Raw genomic sequence first — 15,465 nt, forward strand, 5'->3', positions numbered from 1 at the left:
GTGACGGTCTGGCGCGACGTCGTCGGCCAGGACGAGACGGTCGCGACCCTGTCGGCGGCGGCCGCCGACCCCGCGCAGATGACGCACGCGTGGTTGCTCACCGGCCCACCGGGGTCCGGACGCTCTACTGCCGCAAGGGCTTTCGCGGCTGCGCTGCTGTGCCCCGACCACGGCTGCGGCGACTGCCACGAATGCCGCACCGCCAAGGACGGCAGCCACGCCGACGTCACCGTCGTGGCCACCGAGGGGCTGTCGATCCAGGTCAAGGACGCGCGCGAGCTGGCCCGGGTCGCCCAGCACCGGCCGTCCGTCGGCGCGTGGCGGATCATCATCATCGAGGACGCCGACCGGCTCACCGAGCGCGCCGCCGACGCGCTGCTCAAGGCGCTCGAGGAGCCGGTGCCGCGCACCGTGTGGCTGCTGTGCGCGCCCTCGCTCGAAGACGTCATCGTCACGATCCGCAGCCGCTCCCGGCACGTGCGGCTGCGCACCCCGCCGGCCGACGCGGTCGCCGAGCTGCTGGTGCGGCGCGACGACGTCGATCCGGCGATGGCGGCGTACGCCGCGCGCGCCGCGCAGTCGCACGTCGGCCTGGCACGTCGGCTGGCCCGCGACGAGGGGGCGCGCATCCGGCGGCGCGACACCCTGCAGCTGGCCGGCCGCATCGGCTCGCTCGGCGACGCGATGGAGGCTGCGGCAGACCTGGCCTCGATCGCCACCGAGGAGTCGACCGCGAGCTCGGCCGAGCGCGACGCGGCCGAGAAGCAGCGGCTGCTCGAGCAGCTCGGCGCCGACCCCGCCGCCCGCACCCAGCCGCCGCACATCCGCTCGCAGGTCAGCGCGCTCGAGAAGGAGCAGAAGACCCGCGCCACGCGGTTCGGGCGCGACGTCGTCGACCGGTCGCTGGTCGACCTGCTGTCGCTCTACCGCGACGTGCTCGTGGTGCAGGCCGGCACCCCGGTCGAGCTGGTCAACGTCGACCAGACCGAGCTGCTGGCCACGCTGGCCCGCGCGTTCAGCGCCGAGCAGCTGCTGGCGTGCATGACCGCGATCGGCACCGCCCGCGAGCGCATCGAGGCCAACGTGCCCCCGCTGCTCGCGCTCGAGGCGATGACGATCAGCCTGCGGCTGCCGCAGCGCCGCTAGCTCCCCGCGCCGGGCCGGATCCGGCGCGAGCCGCGCGGCCGGGCGCCGAGGTTCGTCGGTTAGCGTTCGGGGCAACCCCCGACGAGAAGGTGAGCCCGGATGACCCCCACGACCGATCGGCGCCGCCGAGTGCGCACCACCGCAGCAGTCACGGCGGCCGCGGCCCTCGTGCTCGCGGGGTGCACCGACTCCGGCTCGTCCGAGCAGTCGTCCACGTCCGTGCCCGCCAGCGCCACCAAGGCGCCCGCGCCGTCGCTGGCGAAGTTCTACGAGCAGAAGCTGGACTGGCGCGGCTGCGAGGACGGGGCGCAGTGCGCGCAGCTGGAGGTGCCGATCGACTACGCCAAGCCGGCGGACGGCACCATCAAGATCGCGGTGCTCAAGCGGGCGGCCACCGGCAAGCGGCAGGGCTCGCTCGTCGTGAACCCCGGCGGCCCGGGCGGTTCGGGTGTCGACTACGCCAACGCGGCCGACTTCATCGTCTCGCGCGACGTGCGCAAGGCGTACGACGTCGTGGGCTTCGACCCTCGTGGCGTGCAGCGCTCGGCGCCGATCACCTGCTACTCCGACACCCAGATGGACGCCTACCTCGCGGGTGACCCGACGCCGGACGACCCGGCCGAGGAGACCGCGTTCATGAACGGCAGCAAGGCGTTCGGCGCCGCGTGCAAGACGAAGGCGCCCCAGCTCGTCGGGCACGTGTCGACGGTCGAGGCCGCCAAGGACATGGACGTGCTGCGGGCGGTGCTGGGGTCACCGAAGCTGGACTACCTGGGCAAGTCCTACGGCACCTTCCTCGGCGCGACCTACGCCGACCTGTTCCCGCAGAACGTCGGCCGGTTCGTGCTCGACGGCGTGGTGCCGCCCGACCTCGACAACAGCGCCGTGAACCGCGGTCAGGCGGAGGGGTTCGAGCGGGCGACGAAGGCGTACGTCAGGGACTGCATCTCCGCGGGCAGCTGCCCGCTGGGAGGCACCGAGGCCGCCGGCGTGAAGCGCATCCAGGACTTCCTCAAGCAGCTCGACGCCAAGCCGATCCCGGTCACGAACGACGCGCGGGTCAAGCAGCTCACCGAGGGCTGGGCGTCGATGGGCATCGCGGCGGCGATGTACGACCAGGGCAGCTGGTCGACGCTGACCGACGCGTTCCGGCAGGCGTTCCGGGGTGACGGCAACGGGCTGATGTCGCTGGCCAACAGCTATGCCGAGCGGGACAGCTCGGGCAGCTACGGCGGCAACATCATGCAGGTCATCGGCGCGGTGAACTGCCTGGACCGGCCCGGCTCGTCCGACCCCAAGTCGTACGAGCGCGACGCGGCCGACTTCAGCAAGGTCGCCCCGACCTGGGGGAAGATGCTGGCCTGGGGCACCGCCGGGTGCGGCACCTGGCCGGTGGAGGCCACGGGCAAGCCGAAGCGGATCACGGCCGAGGGCGCCGACCCGATCCTGGTGGTCGGCACCACGCGCGACCCGGCGACGCCCTACGAGTGGTCGGTCCGGCTCAACAACATGCTGGCCGACAGCCGGTTGATCTCCTGGGACGGCGACGGCCACACGGCCTACATGCGCAGCAACCAGTGCGTCGATGACACGGTCGATGCCTACCTGCTCGAGGGCAAGGTTCCGAGCGCCAAGGACACCAAGTGCTGAGCGGGGCGGCCTGACGTCGTTGCGCTGCGCGGCGCTCGGCAGGTCTCAGGCCTCTGGGCCGAGCGCGGCGTCGAGCACCGCGGGGTCCTCGCAGGCGCGGGCGAACGCGGCGATGCGGGCGCGGATCTCGCGGCCGAGCACCTGCTGGCCGATGGGCTCTGCGACGGGGGCGAGCAGGGCGGGCTTGATGGCGTAGGTGTACTTCCAGACCGCGAGCGTGCCGTCGACGCCGCCGCGCACCTCGGGGGTGAAGCGCCAACCGCCGCCGAAGCTCGCGAAGAACCACGGCCCGGTCTCCATGGTCATCCCGACCGACGACGGCGGGCGGTAGGACACGTAGCGGCTGACCATCGACGGCCCGACGCGCGCCCGGGTGAGGGTGCGCACGCCCTTGCCGGGCCGCTTGGCGTCGAGCAGCTCCTGGTGACGGATGAACGGGTCCCAGCTCAGGCGTACGTCGCCGGTGGTCTGACTCACCGCGAACGCGACCGCGGGACTCACCGGCACCCACGTCGAGGCCACGACCTGAGGCACGCTCACGAGCGTAGGCGAGGCGCCGGCGCTCGATTCGGCGGCTCGCGGCCCCGTGCGTATACTCGGTGCTCGCGCCCGGCGACGGGCGCCCGCCGCCTTAGCTCAGTCGGCAGAGCGATTCACTCGTAATGAATAGGTCGTCGGTTCGATTCCGACAGGCGGCTCAGACAACGCCCTCGACTCCGGTCGGGGGCGTTTCTGCTGGTCAGGACGGTGTTTCGGTCCCCGCTGCTCTCTCGCTGTTCTGTTTTTCTATCGGCCGTTTGGGCAGTCAAGCGTTATCGGAGTCCGTATGAACTCCGTGTCAGAGCCGGAACCCGCCGTCAGTGGGCTCGATCAGGCTGTCCTCGGCCAGCTCCGTGAGGACGGCGAGAGCGGTGCTCTCGGTCTCGCCGATGCGGGCGGCCACGGTGGCCACGTCGACCATGTAACCCTCTGACGCTTCGACGGCGCTCAGAACTTGGCGACGCAGGAGACCATGCTCTCGGAGACGCATGGCTCCTGCGGCGAGGTCACGAATGACCTGAGCGTCTTCGGTGTTCCATCTCGGGCCAAGCAGCGGGTCAAGTCCGCCGACTTGCTCGCTGGCCCGACGAACACCGAGGGCGATGAACGCCCACATGTCCTGCTGTCGTCGGCTGGCCGTGACGAGAAGGTCGGCGAGGTCCGCCAGGTCAGCAGCGCTCTGGGTTGGTGTGGTTGTCATGACGTGCTTCCTTCCGTGATCTTGTCGAGCGCATCCGCGACGGCATCGAGCTCGGTGTCGTACAGGTGCGCGTAGATGCGGGATGTCGTCGTGATCGACGAATGACCCATGGCCTTCTGGATGTAGCGGAGATCGGCGCCAGCGGAACGCGCGAGGCTGCCGAAGGTGCGCCGCAGGTCGTGCGGTGTGACGTCCGCCAACCCCGCGTCCGAGAGCGCCTGATCCCAGCGAACTCGCCTGCGAAAGTTGCCGATTCGGTCAACACCGCCCCCTGGAGCGGGAAAGACCAATGCATCTGCCGGTCGTCCGCGCACCCGGATGCGAAGGTCTTCAGCCAGCAACCGGGGGAGTGCGACAAACCTGCGCGAGGTCTTCGACTTCGGCGGTCCGAGATGGACGCGCCCACCTGCCTCGGTGGCGGCGGTGACCACATGGAGTCGTCGAGCTTCGAGCTGGACGGCGCCTGCTTTGAGCGCTGCCACTTCGGACCACCGCAGGCCGGCCAACCCCATGGTGAGGACCTGCCCCCTACCGGCGGGGCCAACGGCCTGTGCCAAGCTGAGAAGCTCGGTCGAGGTGAGGATTCGATCCCTGGGCGTGGAAGCCGGAGGCAGGACGACGCCCTTGGCCACGTTGGCCGCCAGGACGCGGTTGGCGACGCCGTAGTCCAGCACCAGCGCAAGTACTCGATGGGCCATGCGGACGGTGTCTGGCCCCTTGTCGAGGCCAGTCACGAACCGCTGAACATCGCTGTGCCGCAGGCGTCCCACGGGATAGTTGCCAAGCGCCGAAGAGACATTGCGCCAGGCGGCACGGTAGTTCTGCCGGGTGGTCGGGCGACGGTGCGGCAGCTGCTCGGATTCGTAGCGTGACCACAAGGCGTCGAGAGTTGTCTGCCCGGCGCGAGGGTCGATCCACGTGGCTGACCTCAGGGCCGCTCGTTCATCCGCCAAGAAGGTCTCGGCAGCTCGCCTCGTGTCGAAGACCTTGGCGTGCTCTCGGCCGGCCGGGTCGTAGTACCGGGCATACCAGCGGACCCGGCCAGCCTTCGTTGTGCGGCGTTCGACGGCCATCAGTCACGACGCCTTGAAGGAGCCGGCCTCGACGCGGCAGGTGTCCAACCACTCGTTGACGTCGCGTGCGGCATAGCGGACGTTGCGTGCGCTGAGCCGGGTGAAGGCAGGGCCCTCGCCACGTGCTCGCAGGTCGGCCAGGGTCGACTGAGCGAGGCCGAGCCAGTCGCTGACCTCCTTGGGTGTGAGGAACGTGTCCTTGTCAGTTCGCACCGAAGATCTCCTCCTTCGACAAGGGGGCGACGCTGCTGCCCGTCTTGTCCCACGGGTTCACGCGATAGATGACGAGCTCGGGTGCGATCTGCCAGGCACCTCTGGCCCAGACGTTGATGACGGTGTCGTCGCACGAGCTCGGGACATACGCCGTGAACCGCGCACCCTTGACCACTTCGACTGACCCGATCGCCCATCCGTCGCCTTCGGACGGACGAGTCCCCGGGAAGACGAGGGGGCACGGTCCATCGGCGCCGGCCCAGCGGTTGACCGCCTGCGGGCTTGTGGCGGACGCGGACGGCTTGGGGGTTGCATCCGACCCGCTAGCGAGAGTCAGAGCAAGGGCCACCACGGCCATGCAGACGGCTCCTGCGATGAATGCTGTGATGCTTCGAAACATGGTGATTCCTTTTCAGATGGGGATTTCGCTGAGGTGGTCGCGGCGCCAAGCCATCGCCTGCTCGACGTGATCGCGGTAGGCGGCGTAGTCGATGAAGTCGCCTCGAACCCGGGCGATGGCCCTGCCAGGCGAGGCGAAGTAGCCCTCTCCCGGCGCGAGCGTGGCCCCGACCTCCGCCACCTCGGGACTCGCCGGAAAGACCATCCGCCACCCATCGGCCGACTCCAGCCGGAAGGCGAGACGGGTACTCATCTGGTCGCGCCTGTAGCCACCAAGGACGTCGGCGTCGGCCCGCTGCGCTGCGAGTATGACGACGATTCCCGCCTTGAGTCCTTCGGCGAGAAGCCGTTGAACATACATCTCTGCGCGGGTGCGGAGCCGCTCCTGTGGCTTCCGCCCCGATCCGGTGTCGTCGGCGGCACACGCCGCCAGGAACGCTGGATACTCCTCGAGGACCACCAGCACCAGAGGGTGCGCTGCAGACGTCTCGCGAATTGCGTCAGCACGACTCTCTCGCAGGCGTTCCAGTCGATCGGCCAGATCTACGTCCACGAGCTGGCGAAGTAGTTCGAGGGCATCGGCGAGGCTGTTGGATGCAGTGCCGAGTGCGAGCCGGGCACCTTGCGGCCCGTTGCTGAAAGGGGCGAGCAGCAACCCAGTCGGATCGATGCCGACGACAACGACGTCTGGCATTGCTGCGGCCTGGGCCAGGGCGACCTGTAGTGCGATCGACTTGCCGGACCGTGTCCCTCCGACGAGGAGTGCATGCGACGCGGGTGCCAACGGGGACCAGACCACGTCGGATCCGGACTCATCTCGGCCGATCGTCAGGCCGTCGGCAAGGCACACGGTCCCTGGTGTCGGTGGGTCGAGCTCGCGGCTGGCTGCCAATGGCTCATCCCAGCGCCAAGTGAGTGCGATGAGGGTCGGCCGAACGGGCGTGATGTCCAGCCGCGGGGCATCAAAAAACGCCGCGAGCGATTCGCCTTCGCGCAACACGTCCGTTGCAGTCACCCCGAGCGGCAAGGTCCAGAGGGCGTAGATCCCATCGTCGGTGACGCCCGTGACTCGAAGTGGCGCCGTCGGCTTGACGAGTGATCCGAGACCAACGGATGTCACGGCTGAAACCCAGCCATGCTTTGCCCATCGACGCACGCGGAGCGGGCGCATGAACGGCGTGCTGCTCAGCCACCTGGTGACCCAGAGCCGTCGTGTCCCTGCCGCCAGACCCGCGATACCAATCCCCAGGGCCAGCCACGGCAGCGCCTGGAGCTGGAAGACCATCAGGGCACCGAGGGCGAGCATCGGTGCTACGCGTCTGCCGGACGTCCGCGCCCAAATCAGGAGCGCGCCCGGCATGCAGAGGCCCAAGAGCGAGGGAACCATTACGCCGCGCCCTTGTCGCTGGCCTGACGGATGGGCTCCACGGCCTGTGCGTCCCAGTAGATGGCCTCGTTGACGCCCGTGATCCGCGAGTCGCGACCGCTCCCCTGGCGCTGCACACGGGTCGAGACGGTGGCCCGAAGGTCCTTGAACCGGACCGGGCCGGCTGCCAGCACCGGTCGCTGGGGAGAGGGAACGCGGACGTTGAAGACGTCGGTCCGCCGGCGCCCGAACTCCGTGACCTCCTGCATGACCTCGACGGTCCACAGGGGGACGCCGTCCTCGCTGAGGGACTGCGGACGCTGCTGTCCTCGGGGAACGTCCACGGAAAGGTCCGGGACCGCTTCGACGATGGCCGTCGTGAGCATCGGGTCGTTGAATGTCGCTGAGCTGAACTCCATCTGCATGACTGGGCTCCTTGCCTCTGGCGGACCCCTGGTGGGCCGCTCCATCCACGGAAGGTGCGAGGACCGCCGGATGTGTGACGGGCCGCTTCCGAAGTGGTGCAAGTGCACCATATGGTGCAGACAGTCCGCAAGGTGCTGTGGGTCCAGTCGGATCGAGACGCCCGGTTGGTGCACCGGGTACCGTGACGACGTGGACGAAGATCGAGTGGGGCAAGCCCGACAGGCGCTCAGCCGCGAACTCCTGGGCGCGGAAATTCGGACGACTCGTATTGCGCTTGCCAACCTGGCCCTTGCGGTGCGGAACATGGAGGAGCGAGTCGACCAGTGGGCAAAGAGACGGCCAGGCTCGGTGACGGACGAGGTCTTCCTGCTCCAGACGATGAAGGACCTAGGTCAGCTGAAGCGCCGTTCCGACGCCGCCGTCAAGCAGTTGGCGATCCACGCCGTGCGCGACCGCGGTCTCTCGGCGCGCATGGTGGCGCGCGAACTGGGCATCGCGCACACCACCATCACCCGCTGGGTCGAGGCATCAAGTGCAGGTCAGTAACCGACCATCTAGGTGATCGGCTGGACCCAGGTGCTCGCGCTACTGATCGCGTTTGCAATCAGTTTCCATTGAGCCTTCTTCTCCGCTTCGGTATCCCCACAATGGGGGTATACGTCGCAATGAGCGGCCCGACGATCTGGGTCCGGGTCCTCGGCCACATCAACAACCGGGGAGTGCACAGCAGCGGCGCCAGCGTCCGTAGCGGACGACACGGGGAAGCAGACCGATCCGTGAGTTTCTGTGGGGTAGACAGTCATCAGATCCCGTCCCAGATCCTCTAGCAGTTGCCGAGAGTGGGACGACATGCTGATGCCGTCGTCCCGCCGAAGTGCAGCCGGATGGGGTCGCGTCTCGCTGGTCACCGGATCTGTTGTAAGCATCCGAGGATTACACTTCTTGACGCGCCTGAGGAGGTGGTCGTCAGGGCCTGCCGGGGTTGCCAACTCGGTCCAGTCTCAATGAACAAACAGGCCGCGCCAGAATGGGTTTACCGCGTCGGCGGCGCGCGTGTACCGCGTAACCAGCTGCCGAGCGATATTCAGGATTCTCCATGGATCCGCGACGGTCTCGGCAGGCTCACCATCTCTCTTAGACCACAAACTGATTGGACCCGCTTCTCCGATTTCCACCACAAACGAGTGCCCACCACTCACCCAGTGCAGGACTGCCAATCCGTCTTCATCAGGAAGAACCGTCGGGGGGACTTGGCTGCCGCGGGAGACCGCCTGAACAAACTGGATCGTCTTTCGCTCTGTCTCGGAAGTCAGGCGGGCGTAGTCGTCACTTTGCCGTAGTGCAGCGAGTTGACGAACCGTGTGCGAAACTGCGCCGAACTCAGGACGGACAGCCTCGTGGGTAAATTGCGCTCGTCGGCGACTTGCCCTCTTAGCTATCGTCACCTTTGCGAGCTGCTTTCTCGCTTCGGCGTGGTCGGCCTTATGGCTCCCGCGAAGCCAAGCCTCTGGTACTGCTGCGATAGTCATCCTGACCTCCCCCAGTCGGCCTGCTGATTGTCGCTCGTGAAAGTCATAAAGAGGTCCAGCAACTCGTTATGCGCCTCGTGCAGTCCGCCCAGCGGTGAATGCTCGGTGTCTTCCAGGCGCCTCTTAACGCTCAGTGTCAGATTCGGCGATTGCCCCATGTCCCCGTCCACCATTACGTACGATGAGCATCGATGGTTCGCAGGGTTCGCGCACGCGTGAATCCGTACGCCGACGTAGCCCTTGCTTGGCAGGTCTTGTCGCGGCTCACTACTCCAGTCCGTTAATACGCCGGTTGCCAACTGAGCTCCAGTTATGTCTGCGATCTCGTTGACGTACAGGCACCGAGAGGCGGTGGGGCGAATCGAGATGCCTGCATCCTCCATCGCTTTCTCTAGTTCATTGAACTTGCCCAACAGCGTCTTGGATAGCGATTCAAATCCCGGATATGGCGCATCGGCTTTCTCCCAGGAGAGGTCAAGCCTTCCCTCTTGCAAGATGATCGACTGGGTGCCGTCGCTGTTAACAAACTTGGTCGAAGGCAGCGGCCAAGCAGCTCCGGCGAGATCTTCGCCAGAGATGTTGATATCCTCGAAGTCCGGGGCTGCTTCCTCAACAACAGGAAACGCTTCCATCCAAGCAGCGTGGAGGGGGCCAACTGTGCGCTGAGCATGTGACTGGACTGCTCGAACAGGACCGACAGGACCGTCGTGCGGACCGGAGGATCAGCGAACGCGAGCTGTGACAACCCCTGATCATCAGCCATGGCGTCAGAGTACGGCAAGTTCCTTGGTCCTAGCGGGATATCGGCCAGGGGCGACGGTCAGGCTTAACGCTGGCCCGGCCGGGTCGGGTAGCGCCGGAGACCGCCACGGTAGCGATGTGTGGTCCTCTGCGGCTTCAAGAAGTATCCAATGAAGGTCCCCCATCACGACTACCCGCCACTGAGACGAGTTGAGCACTGCGACCACCTCGTCACCTCGTGAGCGGGCAGCAAGGGTGAGGTCCATGTCCTGGCCGTCTGGTGCGTCAGACGCGTGCGTGTCGTCGGCGTCGCGCCTGGTTAATCCGAGCTCTTTGCGGAGGCCGCGTGACCACGTCATCTGGCGGCGGCCGTGCGATGCTCTCTCCCACTCATGCCAGAGTTCCACGTCGTCGACGAGCCCGGCTGTCGTGATGTCGTGGAGGACCGCCATGGGAGTCCTGTTGCCTCGTCGCGCCTTCTTGGACGTGCCCCGCGCGACCTCGTCGGCGGCGTCCCACCCGTTCTTCACGAAGTAGCGGTTGATGCTGCTCCCAGCCTCGTGGAGGCTGACCGGCCGCATGTCCTGTGCCGACTCACTGGCGAAGAATCCAGCGCGTCCTACGATCCGCTGCCACGCGCGGACGATGGGACCGCGCGATGCCATGGCTGCGAAGTGAGCCTCGAACTGGGCGTCTCCACCGACGCCCTGCCACCGAACGGACCGGGTTGGATCAAGGAAGACCAGCACGTGCAGATGGACATGCCACCCCGCCTGACCATGCGTGACCTCGACGACCCGCAACGTACCGGCCACACCTGCCGCCGCCTTGAAGTTCGACCATGGCTTCCCAGCGACGAGGCGACGCCAGGAGCCGGCCGCGCCGTCCCACAGATCGCTGAGGAAGTCGTCCCGGCTGTGTTGCATGGTCAGCGTCAGCAAGGCCACAGCTCCACCAGCCCTACGCCACGCCTCGAGCCCTTCGCGTAGATCTTCAGCTCGGTGCTCAGCGATGACCGCCGAGCATCGCGGGCAGGCCCACACGGAGCCGCACGAGACGACGCCGCGCCACCCGGCAATCCGTTCGCCTGGCGCACCATCCGACATGACGAGAGCAACACCAGCCGAGTCGTGGGGAGCCATGCCACAGGCTCGCACTCGGTCGAGGGACGTGATCGAGCGGAGCGCGCGACGAGCCCTGAACCGTGACCGTCGTCGAGCGTGACGAGACGTAAGGGGGCACTGTTCGCATAAGTATCAAGAAGGGCGCCGGCTTCGCCGTCGCGACCGAGCCAGGCGTCGGGTCCGAGCGCTCCGTCTGCGCGCGGCGCTGGCGCGCCGTGCTCGACTCCGGCATCGGACCCGGCCTGACTCGCAGCTTGGGAGGCGCGGGTCGCCGAGTTACTTCCGCGCCAAGGCGAGGACGTGGCACCATCGAAGGGCGCACGCGTCGCGTGGGAGGTCTTGTTCATCGGTTTGTCCTCTCTCGCGGGGCCCGTCCCGGCCAGGGGACGGGCCCGTTCTAGTTGGTGCGAGAGCAACGGGCAGGTTCCCAACAAGTTGCTTCTGGGGACCACGACCGTCGGGCCGAGTCCGTACCGAGTCCGTACGCCGCTCGGGTCAGCCGGTCCAACCGGACACCGCAACGACGGGGCGGACCGTCAACGTCGGCTCGTCCGGAAGCCCAGACGCCGCCGCAGACCCTCGTAATGAATAGGTCGTCGGTTCGATTCCGACAGGCGGCTCACCTCCAGACACCCCCGGCCGACGGTCGGGGGTGTTCTCGTGCCGGCTGATCGGCCCCCACCTGTCGCACCCCCTGGCAGCATGCCGCCAACAGCTCAGGGGAGGGTGACCATGCCCGAGATGGACGAGCAGGACGTGGACGAGAAGGCGGAGCCGGGATTCGGGGGCTGGCTGTCGAGGTCTTGGCTCACGGCCTGTGCCTCTGCCCTCGTCGGAGGGATCGTCACTGCGGTCGTCATCCATGGACCGAACCAGTTCCGTCATTGGCTCGACACGTTCAGCCGGACGCCGGGCTTCGGTGGTGTTGCGGCGCTGGGCGCGGCTGCGGTGGCGTTCGCGGCCGCGAGCAAGACCGTGCGGGCGTCCAGGGAGAGCACGACGAAGACGATCAGGGCACAGGCCGTGGAGAAGCGCGAGGACCGGTGGTGGGACACGGCCAGATGGGCGTATGACTCCTTCGCGCGGCAAGAGGCGACCAGGAACGTGCCAGTGGTCCTTGCCGTCCTGCAGCACCTCACGACCGAGCTCGGCGAGCGACCGGACACCGAGGGCGGCAGGCTCGTGAAGTCGTTCGCGGCCGCGGTGGAGGAGCAGGTCAACCAGCAGCGATTGGCCGCGGCGCAGGAGACGGTGCGGATCCTGCAAGCCGCTGTTCAACCCGACAGGCCAGGCCGGCCCCCGGTCATCGCGCCAGATGGCACCCGAGTGGGCTGGACGCCATGGAAGATCGTGGAGGAGTCGGGCCCGCACAAGGGCGAGGTATGGGCTGCGCTGCCGATGGAGCCCGGCGAGGAGACGAGAGTGCGGATGGCTCCCGTGTCCCTTGACGTGCAGGCCCACGTGTCCTACGTGCCCACGAGAGCGACGCCTCAACAGGTCGCAACGTCACCAGTCATCACGGTGCCCCTCGCAGCCGATCCCACCGGGGAGCAGCTCGCTTCGCTCCGTGTGCACTACGGCTCCAATGGAGTGACAGGGCCCGATGGCAGGGGTCATGATGGAAGCGCGGAACGAGCGGAGGAGCCCTCGGATGGTGAGTGACCGGACGCAGACCAAGGGTGGCAGGACGATTCGGCGGGTTCAGCTGGACGAGGCCATTCAGATCCCTGAGGCCGGTCGTGAGGTGACCGACAACGTGCTCTCGCAGGTCCGCGACGTGGTGTCCCACTACGAGACTCCTGAGTGGCAGCGGCTGGCCGTTCGCGATGCCGTTGCGCAGGTCGAAGTCCCAGAGTCGGTGCGACAGGCGATCCGCGAGATGAGTGGGGATGAGCTATTGCCGGACGGCACCCGTGAGGCTCTCAGGAACGCGGGATCGGTCAGCAGCGTTCCGGCGCCAATCCTGGAACAGGTCCAGCTTCTGGTGAAGTCGTATCTCGACTCTGTCGAGCTCGCGAACGAGGCGCGGGCACTGCGCCACGACGTGACGTCGTTGCGGGTCGACGCCGAGGCATCTTGACTCTCGCGGGAGCGTGGAGATGAGCCACGCACCGGTGGCAGCCTGGATGAGGCGGGCTGGCTCGTCCCGCTGGACGACGAGGGCAACCGCGTGGTGGCGCTCTACGTTCTCGCCGACCCGGCCGGGCACCCCATCTGTCTTCTCGTTCAATAGGCCCGCACAATGGGCCCGCACCGAGCGCAGACGACACGGATCGGGCTAGCTGCTGGGGAGGCCCGAGGATGTGCCTCCTGAGGTAGCGCTTGGCCCCCGGGGTCGCCGTGTGGCCTGCCGGAAGACTGGCGCAGGTAGTGTCACCAGGCGGTGGTTCGAGATTCGCGACGTCCCACTCGGCCCGGGCGACGCGAACGTCCCGCACGGAGGTCAAGGGGGATCTGTGGAGATCGAGCAGCAGGCAGAGATCACGAGCTGCGCGCCTTGAGGGCGCCGATGCGGTCGATCGTCGTTGATCACGTCTCGCTCCGGTACCGGCGCTCCAGCCGCGCGGCGCTGCAGGACGTGACCTGTGAGCTACGACCCGGCGTGACCGGGTTGGTCGGCGTCAACGGAGCGGGCAAGTCTTCGCTGTTGTCGTTGATCGCCACCGGTCGTCGGCCGAGCAGCGGCAGGATCACCTGGGACGAGAGCGAGCCGAGCCTGGCCGACGTCCGGCGCGAGACGTCCTGGGTCCCCCAGGCGGCGGCACCCCGAGGAACTTCACCGCCGAAGAGTTCTTGACCTACGGCTGTTTCCTCAAGGATGTTCCGCGCCGTGCTCGGACGAGCCGCGTGGAGCATGCGCTCGAAAGCGTTTGTCTGCTGGACTCGCGGCGCGTGAAGTGCGGGGCCTTGTCCGGTGGTCAAGTGCGACGTCTCGGCATTGCCTGGGGCATGTTGAGCGAGCCGCAGGTGCTCCTGCTCGACGAGCCGACAGCCGGCTTGGACGTCTACCAGCGTCGTGGGGTGCGCGAGCTGATGCGAGCGGGCCTGGCGCCGATGGTCGTCGTGAGTAGCCACTCGTTCAACGACCTGGAGAGCGTCGCGGATCGTCTTCTTGTCCTCGACTCAGGGCGCCTGGTTTTCGAGGGGTCGATGCAGCAGGTGCGAGAAAGGTTGTCGGCGGTGGAGAGTCACGACCCAGAAGAAAGGTTCGTCGCACTTCTGGACTCGGTGCGGGAGGTTGAGTGAGACCTCAGCGAGCACAGTTTTTCCTCGTCGCAGTCATGATGCTCTCGCTCCAGCTGGCCGCGGTCTTCTCGCGCGGAACCTCGCAGTTCTGGGCGCGCGAGTCGGGTAGTGCTCTGGACTGGGCCTTGGCGTCGTCGCCTCTGGTTGCCGCATGCGTGGCTGGTGTTGCTTGCTACCAGGCGCAGGTCTGCGTTCCCGGGAGGCAGCCTCACGAGGCCTTGGCCCAGGTGCGCACTTCCAGAGCCGTGATCCTGTCGTCGTGGCCCGCGGTCGCAGGCGGCATCACCTCCACCGTGCTCGTCGTGGGGATCGCGCTGCTGATCGTTCTTCGTACCCGCGGGGATCTGCCGCTTCCGCATACCTGGGGGTTGCTGATCGTGGCGTTATGCATGGATGCCGCCGCTGGTGCCGCGGGAGCGATCTTGGGGTTGATCCTGCGCGGCCCTATCGTCCCGTTCCTCGTGGCCATACTGGGATTCTTGGGATTCTTCGTGGCCGGATCCGTCGGGATCGCTCGGCTCCTGCGAATCGGGGGCAGCACCGGCTCGGTCTCTGACTTCTCCGTGTCGTGGCCGACTGTAGGAATCTGGTGTGCGGCCCTGCTGACGATCCCATCGATGCTGGTCCTGATGGTCGGCTGGGTTCGAGGTTCGCCCAGACTCTTGAGCTCCACGCCGATCACCGTGCTCTGCCTGGCCGTCGTGGCGGGGCTGTTCTGGGTGCTGGCCGCCGACAGCGGCGGTCAGGGCTACGTCTACCAGCTGAAGCGAGACACTCCAGATCGCTGCGCCTCGCAGGACGGCATCACGGTGTGCTCGAGATCGTCGTCGGCCTTTGATCCGGCCTCCACGGCGGAGGCCCTGGAGCCGTACGAACAGGTTGTGCGCTCGCTCCGCCCCGGAGGGTCGAAGGATTCCCGCTGGAACGTGGTGTCCGTGGCCGGGGAAGCGCCGCCGGGCCGTTTGATCATCGCGAACTCAACCGGCGCGGAGATCCCCATGAAGTACGAACTGAGCGAAGGGGCGCTCGGCGGGTCAGGGTGCCCCAGGCTGGTCAACAGTCCGAAGTTCGTCTCGGTGCTCACGGTTGCCGGCGAATGGGTGGCCTACCAGGTGACCAACGAGCCCGTTCCTGGAACCACTGCCGCACAGCTGGAGTGGCTGAGGTCGCCGGAAGGAAGGTCGTGGACCGCGCGGGCCGCAGCGGCGATCGAGTCTTGCGACGTCGCCGGCGTGCCGGCTCCACGCGGCTGGGGCTCGCAGGAGTCGGGCCTGACGTGGTGAGTGGGCTACTGCTCTTCGTTCGGGCCCGC

The 15,465-nt window shown here is 67.3% G+C and carries 17 protein-coding genes and 1 tRNA gene; 9 read left to right on the top strand and 9 right to left on the bottom strand.

From position 1 onward, the window contains the following. Positions 1-1,146, top strand: a complete 1,146-nt coding sequence (locus tag QUE40_RS01275; protein ID WP_289232088.1) for a DNA polymerase III subunit delta' — start codon at positions 1-3, stop codon at positions 1,144-1,146. A gap of 99 nt (positions 1,147-1,245) precedes the next feature. After that, positions 1,246-2,796, top strand: coding sequence for an alpha/beta hydrolase (locus tag QUE40_RS01280; RefSeq protein WP_289232089.1), 1,551 nt, complete (start codon positions 1,246-1,248; stop codon positions 2,794-2,796). 45 nt (positions 2,797-2,841) lie between these two features. Here QUE40_RS01280 and QUE40_RS01285 read toward each other — a convergent pair whose 3' ends face one another. Then, positions 2,842-3,330 carry an SRPBCC family protein gene (locus QUE40_RS01285; protein WP_289232090.1) on the bottom strand — a complete coding sequence of 163 codons (489 nt, stop codon included), beginning with the start codon at positions 3,328-3,330 and terminating at the stop codon, positions 2,842-2,844. A gap of 91 nt (positions 3,331-3,421) precedes the next feature. Between QUE40_RS01285 and QUE40_RS01290 the strand changes: the two genes are divergently transcribed. Then, a tRNA-Thr gene (locus tag QUE40_RS01290) sits at positions 3,422-3,494 on the top strand. Positions 3,495-3,634: 140 nt separating this feature from the next. On the opposite strand, the gene QUE40_RS01295 is transcribed toward QUE40_RS01290, so the two are convergent. The 6 genes from QUE40_RS01295 to QUE40_RS01320 form a co-directional block, all read right to left on the bottom strand. Then, positions 3,635-4,036 carry a hypothetical protein gene (locus QUE40_RS01295; RefSeq protein ID WP_289232091.1) on the bottom strand — a complete coding sequence of 134 codons (402 nt, stop codon included), beginning with the start codon at positions 4,034-4,036 and terminating at the stop codon, positions 3,635-3,637. Further along, positions 4,033-5,109 carry a tyrosine-type recombinase/integrase gene (locus QUE40_RS01300; protein ID WP_289232092.1) on the bottom strand — a complete coding sequence of 359 codons (1,077 nt, stop codon included), beginning with the start codon at positions 5,107-5,109 and terminating at the stop codon, positions 4,033-4,035. Before QUE40_RS01300 ends, QUE40_RS01295 begins: the two co-directional genes overlap by 4 nt. Positions 5,110-5,112: 3 nt before the next feature. Continuing rightward, positions 5,113-5,322: a helix-turn-helix transcriptional regulator gene (locus QUE40_RS01305; RefSeq protein ID WP_289232093.1), complete on the bottom strand. Its 210-nt coding sequence runs from the start codon at positions 5,320-5,322 to the stop codon at positions 5,113-5,115. Continuing rightward, positions 5,312-5,497 (bottom strand): hypothetical protein, encoded by a 186-nt coding sequence (locus QUE40_RS01310; protein ID WP_289232094.1) that lies wholly within the window; start codon positions 5,495-5,497, stop codon positions 5,312-5,314. Before QUE40_RS01310 ends, QUE40_RS01305 begins: the two co-directional genes overlap by 11 nt. 237 nt (positions 5,498-5,734) lie before the next feature. Next, a complete protein-coding gene (locus QUE40_RS01315) occupies positions 5,735-7,006 on the bottom strand; it encodes an FtsK/SpoIIIE domain-containing protein (RefSeq protein ID WP_289232095.1) in 1,272 nt (423 codons plus the stop codon). A 101-nt stretch (positions 7,007-7,107) separates the two neighbouring features. Beyond that, positions 7,108-7,557 carry a hypothetical protein gene (locus QUE40_RS01320; protein ID WP_289232096.1) on the bottom strand — a complete coding sequence of 150 codons (450 nt, stop codon included), beginning with the start codon at positions 7,555-7,557 and terminating at the stop codon, positions 7,108-7,110. A gap of 145 nt (positions 7,558-7,702) precedes the next feature. Here QUE40_RS01320 and QUE40_RS01325 point away from each other — a divergent pair, with 145 nt between their 5' ends. Continuing rightward, positions 7,703-8,059, top strand: coding sequence for a transposase (locus QUE40_RS01325; protein ID WP_289232097.1), 357 nt, complete (start codon positions 7,703-7,705; stop codon positions 8,057-8,059). 979 nt (positions 8,060-9,038) lie between these two features. On the opposite strand, the gene QUE40_RS01330 is transcribed toward QUE40_RS01325, so the two are convergent. Then, positions 9,039-9,674: a hypothetical protein gene (locus QUE40_RS01330; RefSeq protein ID WP_289232098.1), complete on the bottom strand. Its 636-nt coding sequence runs from the start codon at positions 9,672-9,674 to the stop codon at positions 9,039-9,041. 135 nt (positions 9,675-9,809) lie between these two features. Beyond that, positions 9,810-10,925 (bottom strand): protein rep, encoded by a 1,116-nt coding sequence (locus tag QUE40_RS01335; protein WP_433997030.1) that lies wholly within the window; start codon positions 10,923-10,925, stop codon positions 9,810-9,812. A gap of 723 nt (positions 10,926-11,648) precedes the next feature. Here QUE40_RS01335 and QUE40_RS01340 point away from each other — a divergent pair. The 5 genes from QUE40_RS01340 (at position 11,649) to QUE40_RS01360 (ending at position 15,436) form a co-directional block, all read left to right on the top strand. Then, the gene (locus QUE40_RS01340) at positions 11,649-12,569 is read left to right on the top strand and encodes a hypothetical protein (RefSeq protein WP_289232099.1); all 921 of its coding nucleotides are present in this window, start codon (positions 11,649-11,651) and stop codon (positions 12,567-12,569) included. Beyond that, positions 12,559-12,987, top strand: a complete 429-nt coding sequence (locus QUE40_RS01345; RefSeq protein ID WP_170206731.1) for a hypothetical protein — start codon at positions 12,559-12,561, stop codon at positions 12,985-12,987. The genes QUE40_RS01340 and QUE40_RS01345 overlap by 11 nt, the downstream gene beginning before the upstream one ends. A gap of 429 nt (positions 12,988-13,416) precedes the next feature. Continuing rightward, positions 13,417-13,704 carry an ATP-binding cassette domain-containing protein gene (locus QUE40_RS01350; RefSeq protein WP_289232979.1) on the top strand — a complete coding sequence of 96 codons (288 nt, stop codon included), beginning with the start codon at positions 13,417-13,419 and terminating at the stop codon, positions 13,702-13,704. Further along, the gene (locus tag QUE40_RS01355) at positions 13,701-14,153 is read left to right on the top strand and encodes an ATP-binding cassette domain-containing protein (protein WP_350227035.1); all 453 of its coding nucleotides are present in this window, start codon (positions 13,701-13,703) and stop codon (positions 14,151-14,153) included. The genes QUE40_RS01350 and QUE40_RS01355 overlap by 4 nt, the downstream gene beginning before the upstream one ends. A 35-nt stretch (positions 14,154-14,188) precedes the next feature. Then, a complete protein-coding gene (locus QUE40_RS01360; RefSeq protein ID WP_289232100.1) occupies positions 14,189-15,436 on the top strand; it encodes a hypothetical protein in 1,248 nt (415 codons plus the stop codon). Positions 15,437-15,465: the final 29 nt, after the last annotated feature.

Source organism: Barrientosiimonas endolithica, assembly GCF_030296655.1.
GTDB lineage: Bacteria > Actinomycetota > Actinomycetes > Actinomycetales > Dermatophilaceae > Barrientosiimonas > Barrientosiimonas humi.

What these genes read in the sequence shown, in the direction of transcription:
- QUE40_RS01300 (WP_289232092.1), bottom strand. Translation starts at nt 5,109, where the DNA reads ATGGCCGTCGAACGCCGCACAACGAAGGCTGGCCGGGTCCGCTGGTAT.
- QUE40_RS01320 (WP_289232096.1), bottom strand. Translation starts at nt 7,557, where the DNA reads ATGGAGCGGCCCACCAGGGGTCCGCCAGAGGCAAGGAGCCCAGTCATG.
- QUE40_RS01360 (WP_289232100.1), top strand. Translation starts at nt 14,189, where the DNA reads ATGATGCTCTCGCTCCAGCTGGCCGCGGTCTTCTCGCGCGGAACCTCG.
- QUE40_RS01295 (WP_289232091.1), bottom strand. Translation starts at nt 4,036, where the DNA reads ATGACAACCACACCAACCCAGAGCGCTGCTGACCTGGCGGACCTCGCC.
- QUE40_RS01340 (WP_289232099.1), top strand. Translation starts at nt 11,649, where the DNA reads ATGGACGAGCAGGACGTGGACGAGAAGGCGGAGCCGGGATTCGGGGGC.
- QUE40_RS01335 (WP_433997030.1), bottom strand. Translation starts at nt 10,925, where the DNA reads ATGGCTCCCCACGACTCGGCTGGTGTTGCTCTCGTCATGTCGGATGGT.
- QUE40_RS01280 (WP_289232089.1), top strand. Translation starts at nt 1,246, where the DNA reads ATGACCCCCACGACCGATCGGCGCCGCCGAGTGCGCACCACCGCAGCA.
- QUE40_RS01350 (WP_289232979.1), top strand. Translation starts at nt 13,417, where the DNA reads ATGCGGTCGATCGTCGTTGATCACGTCTCGCTCCGGTACCGGCGCTCC.
- QUE40_RS01345 (WP_170206731.1), top strand. Translation starts at nt 12,559, where the DNA reads ATGGTGAGTGACCGGACGCAGACCAAGGGTGGCAGGACGATTCGGCGG.
- QUE40_RS01330 (WP_289232098.1), bottom strand. Translation starts at nt 9,674, where the DNA reads ATGGAAGCGTTTCCTGTTGTTGAGGAAGCAGCCCCGGACTTCGAGGAT.
- QUE40_RS01315 (WP_289232095.1), bottom strand. Translation starts at nt 7,006, where the DNA reads ATGGTCTTCCAGCTCCAGGCGCTGCCGTGGCTGGCCCTGGGGATTGGT.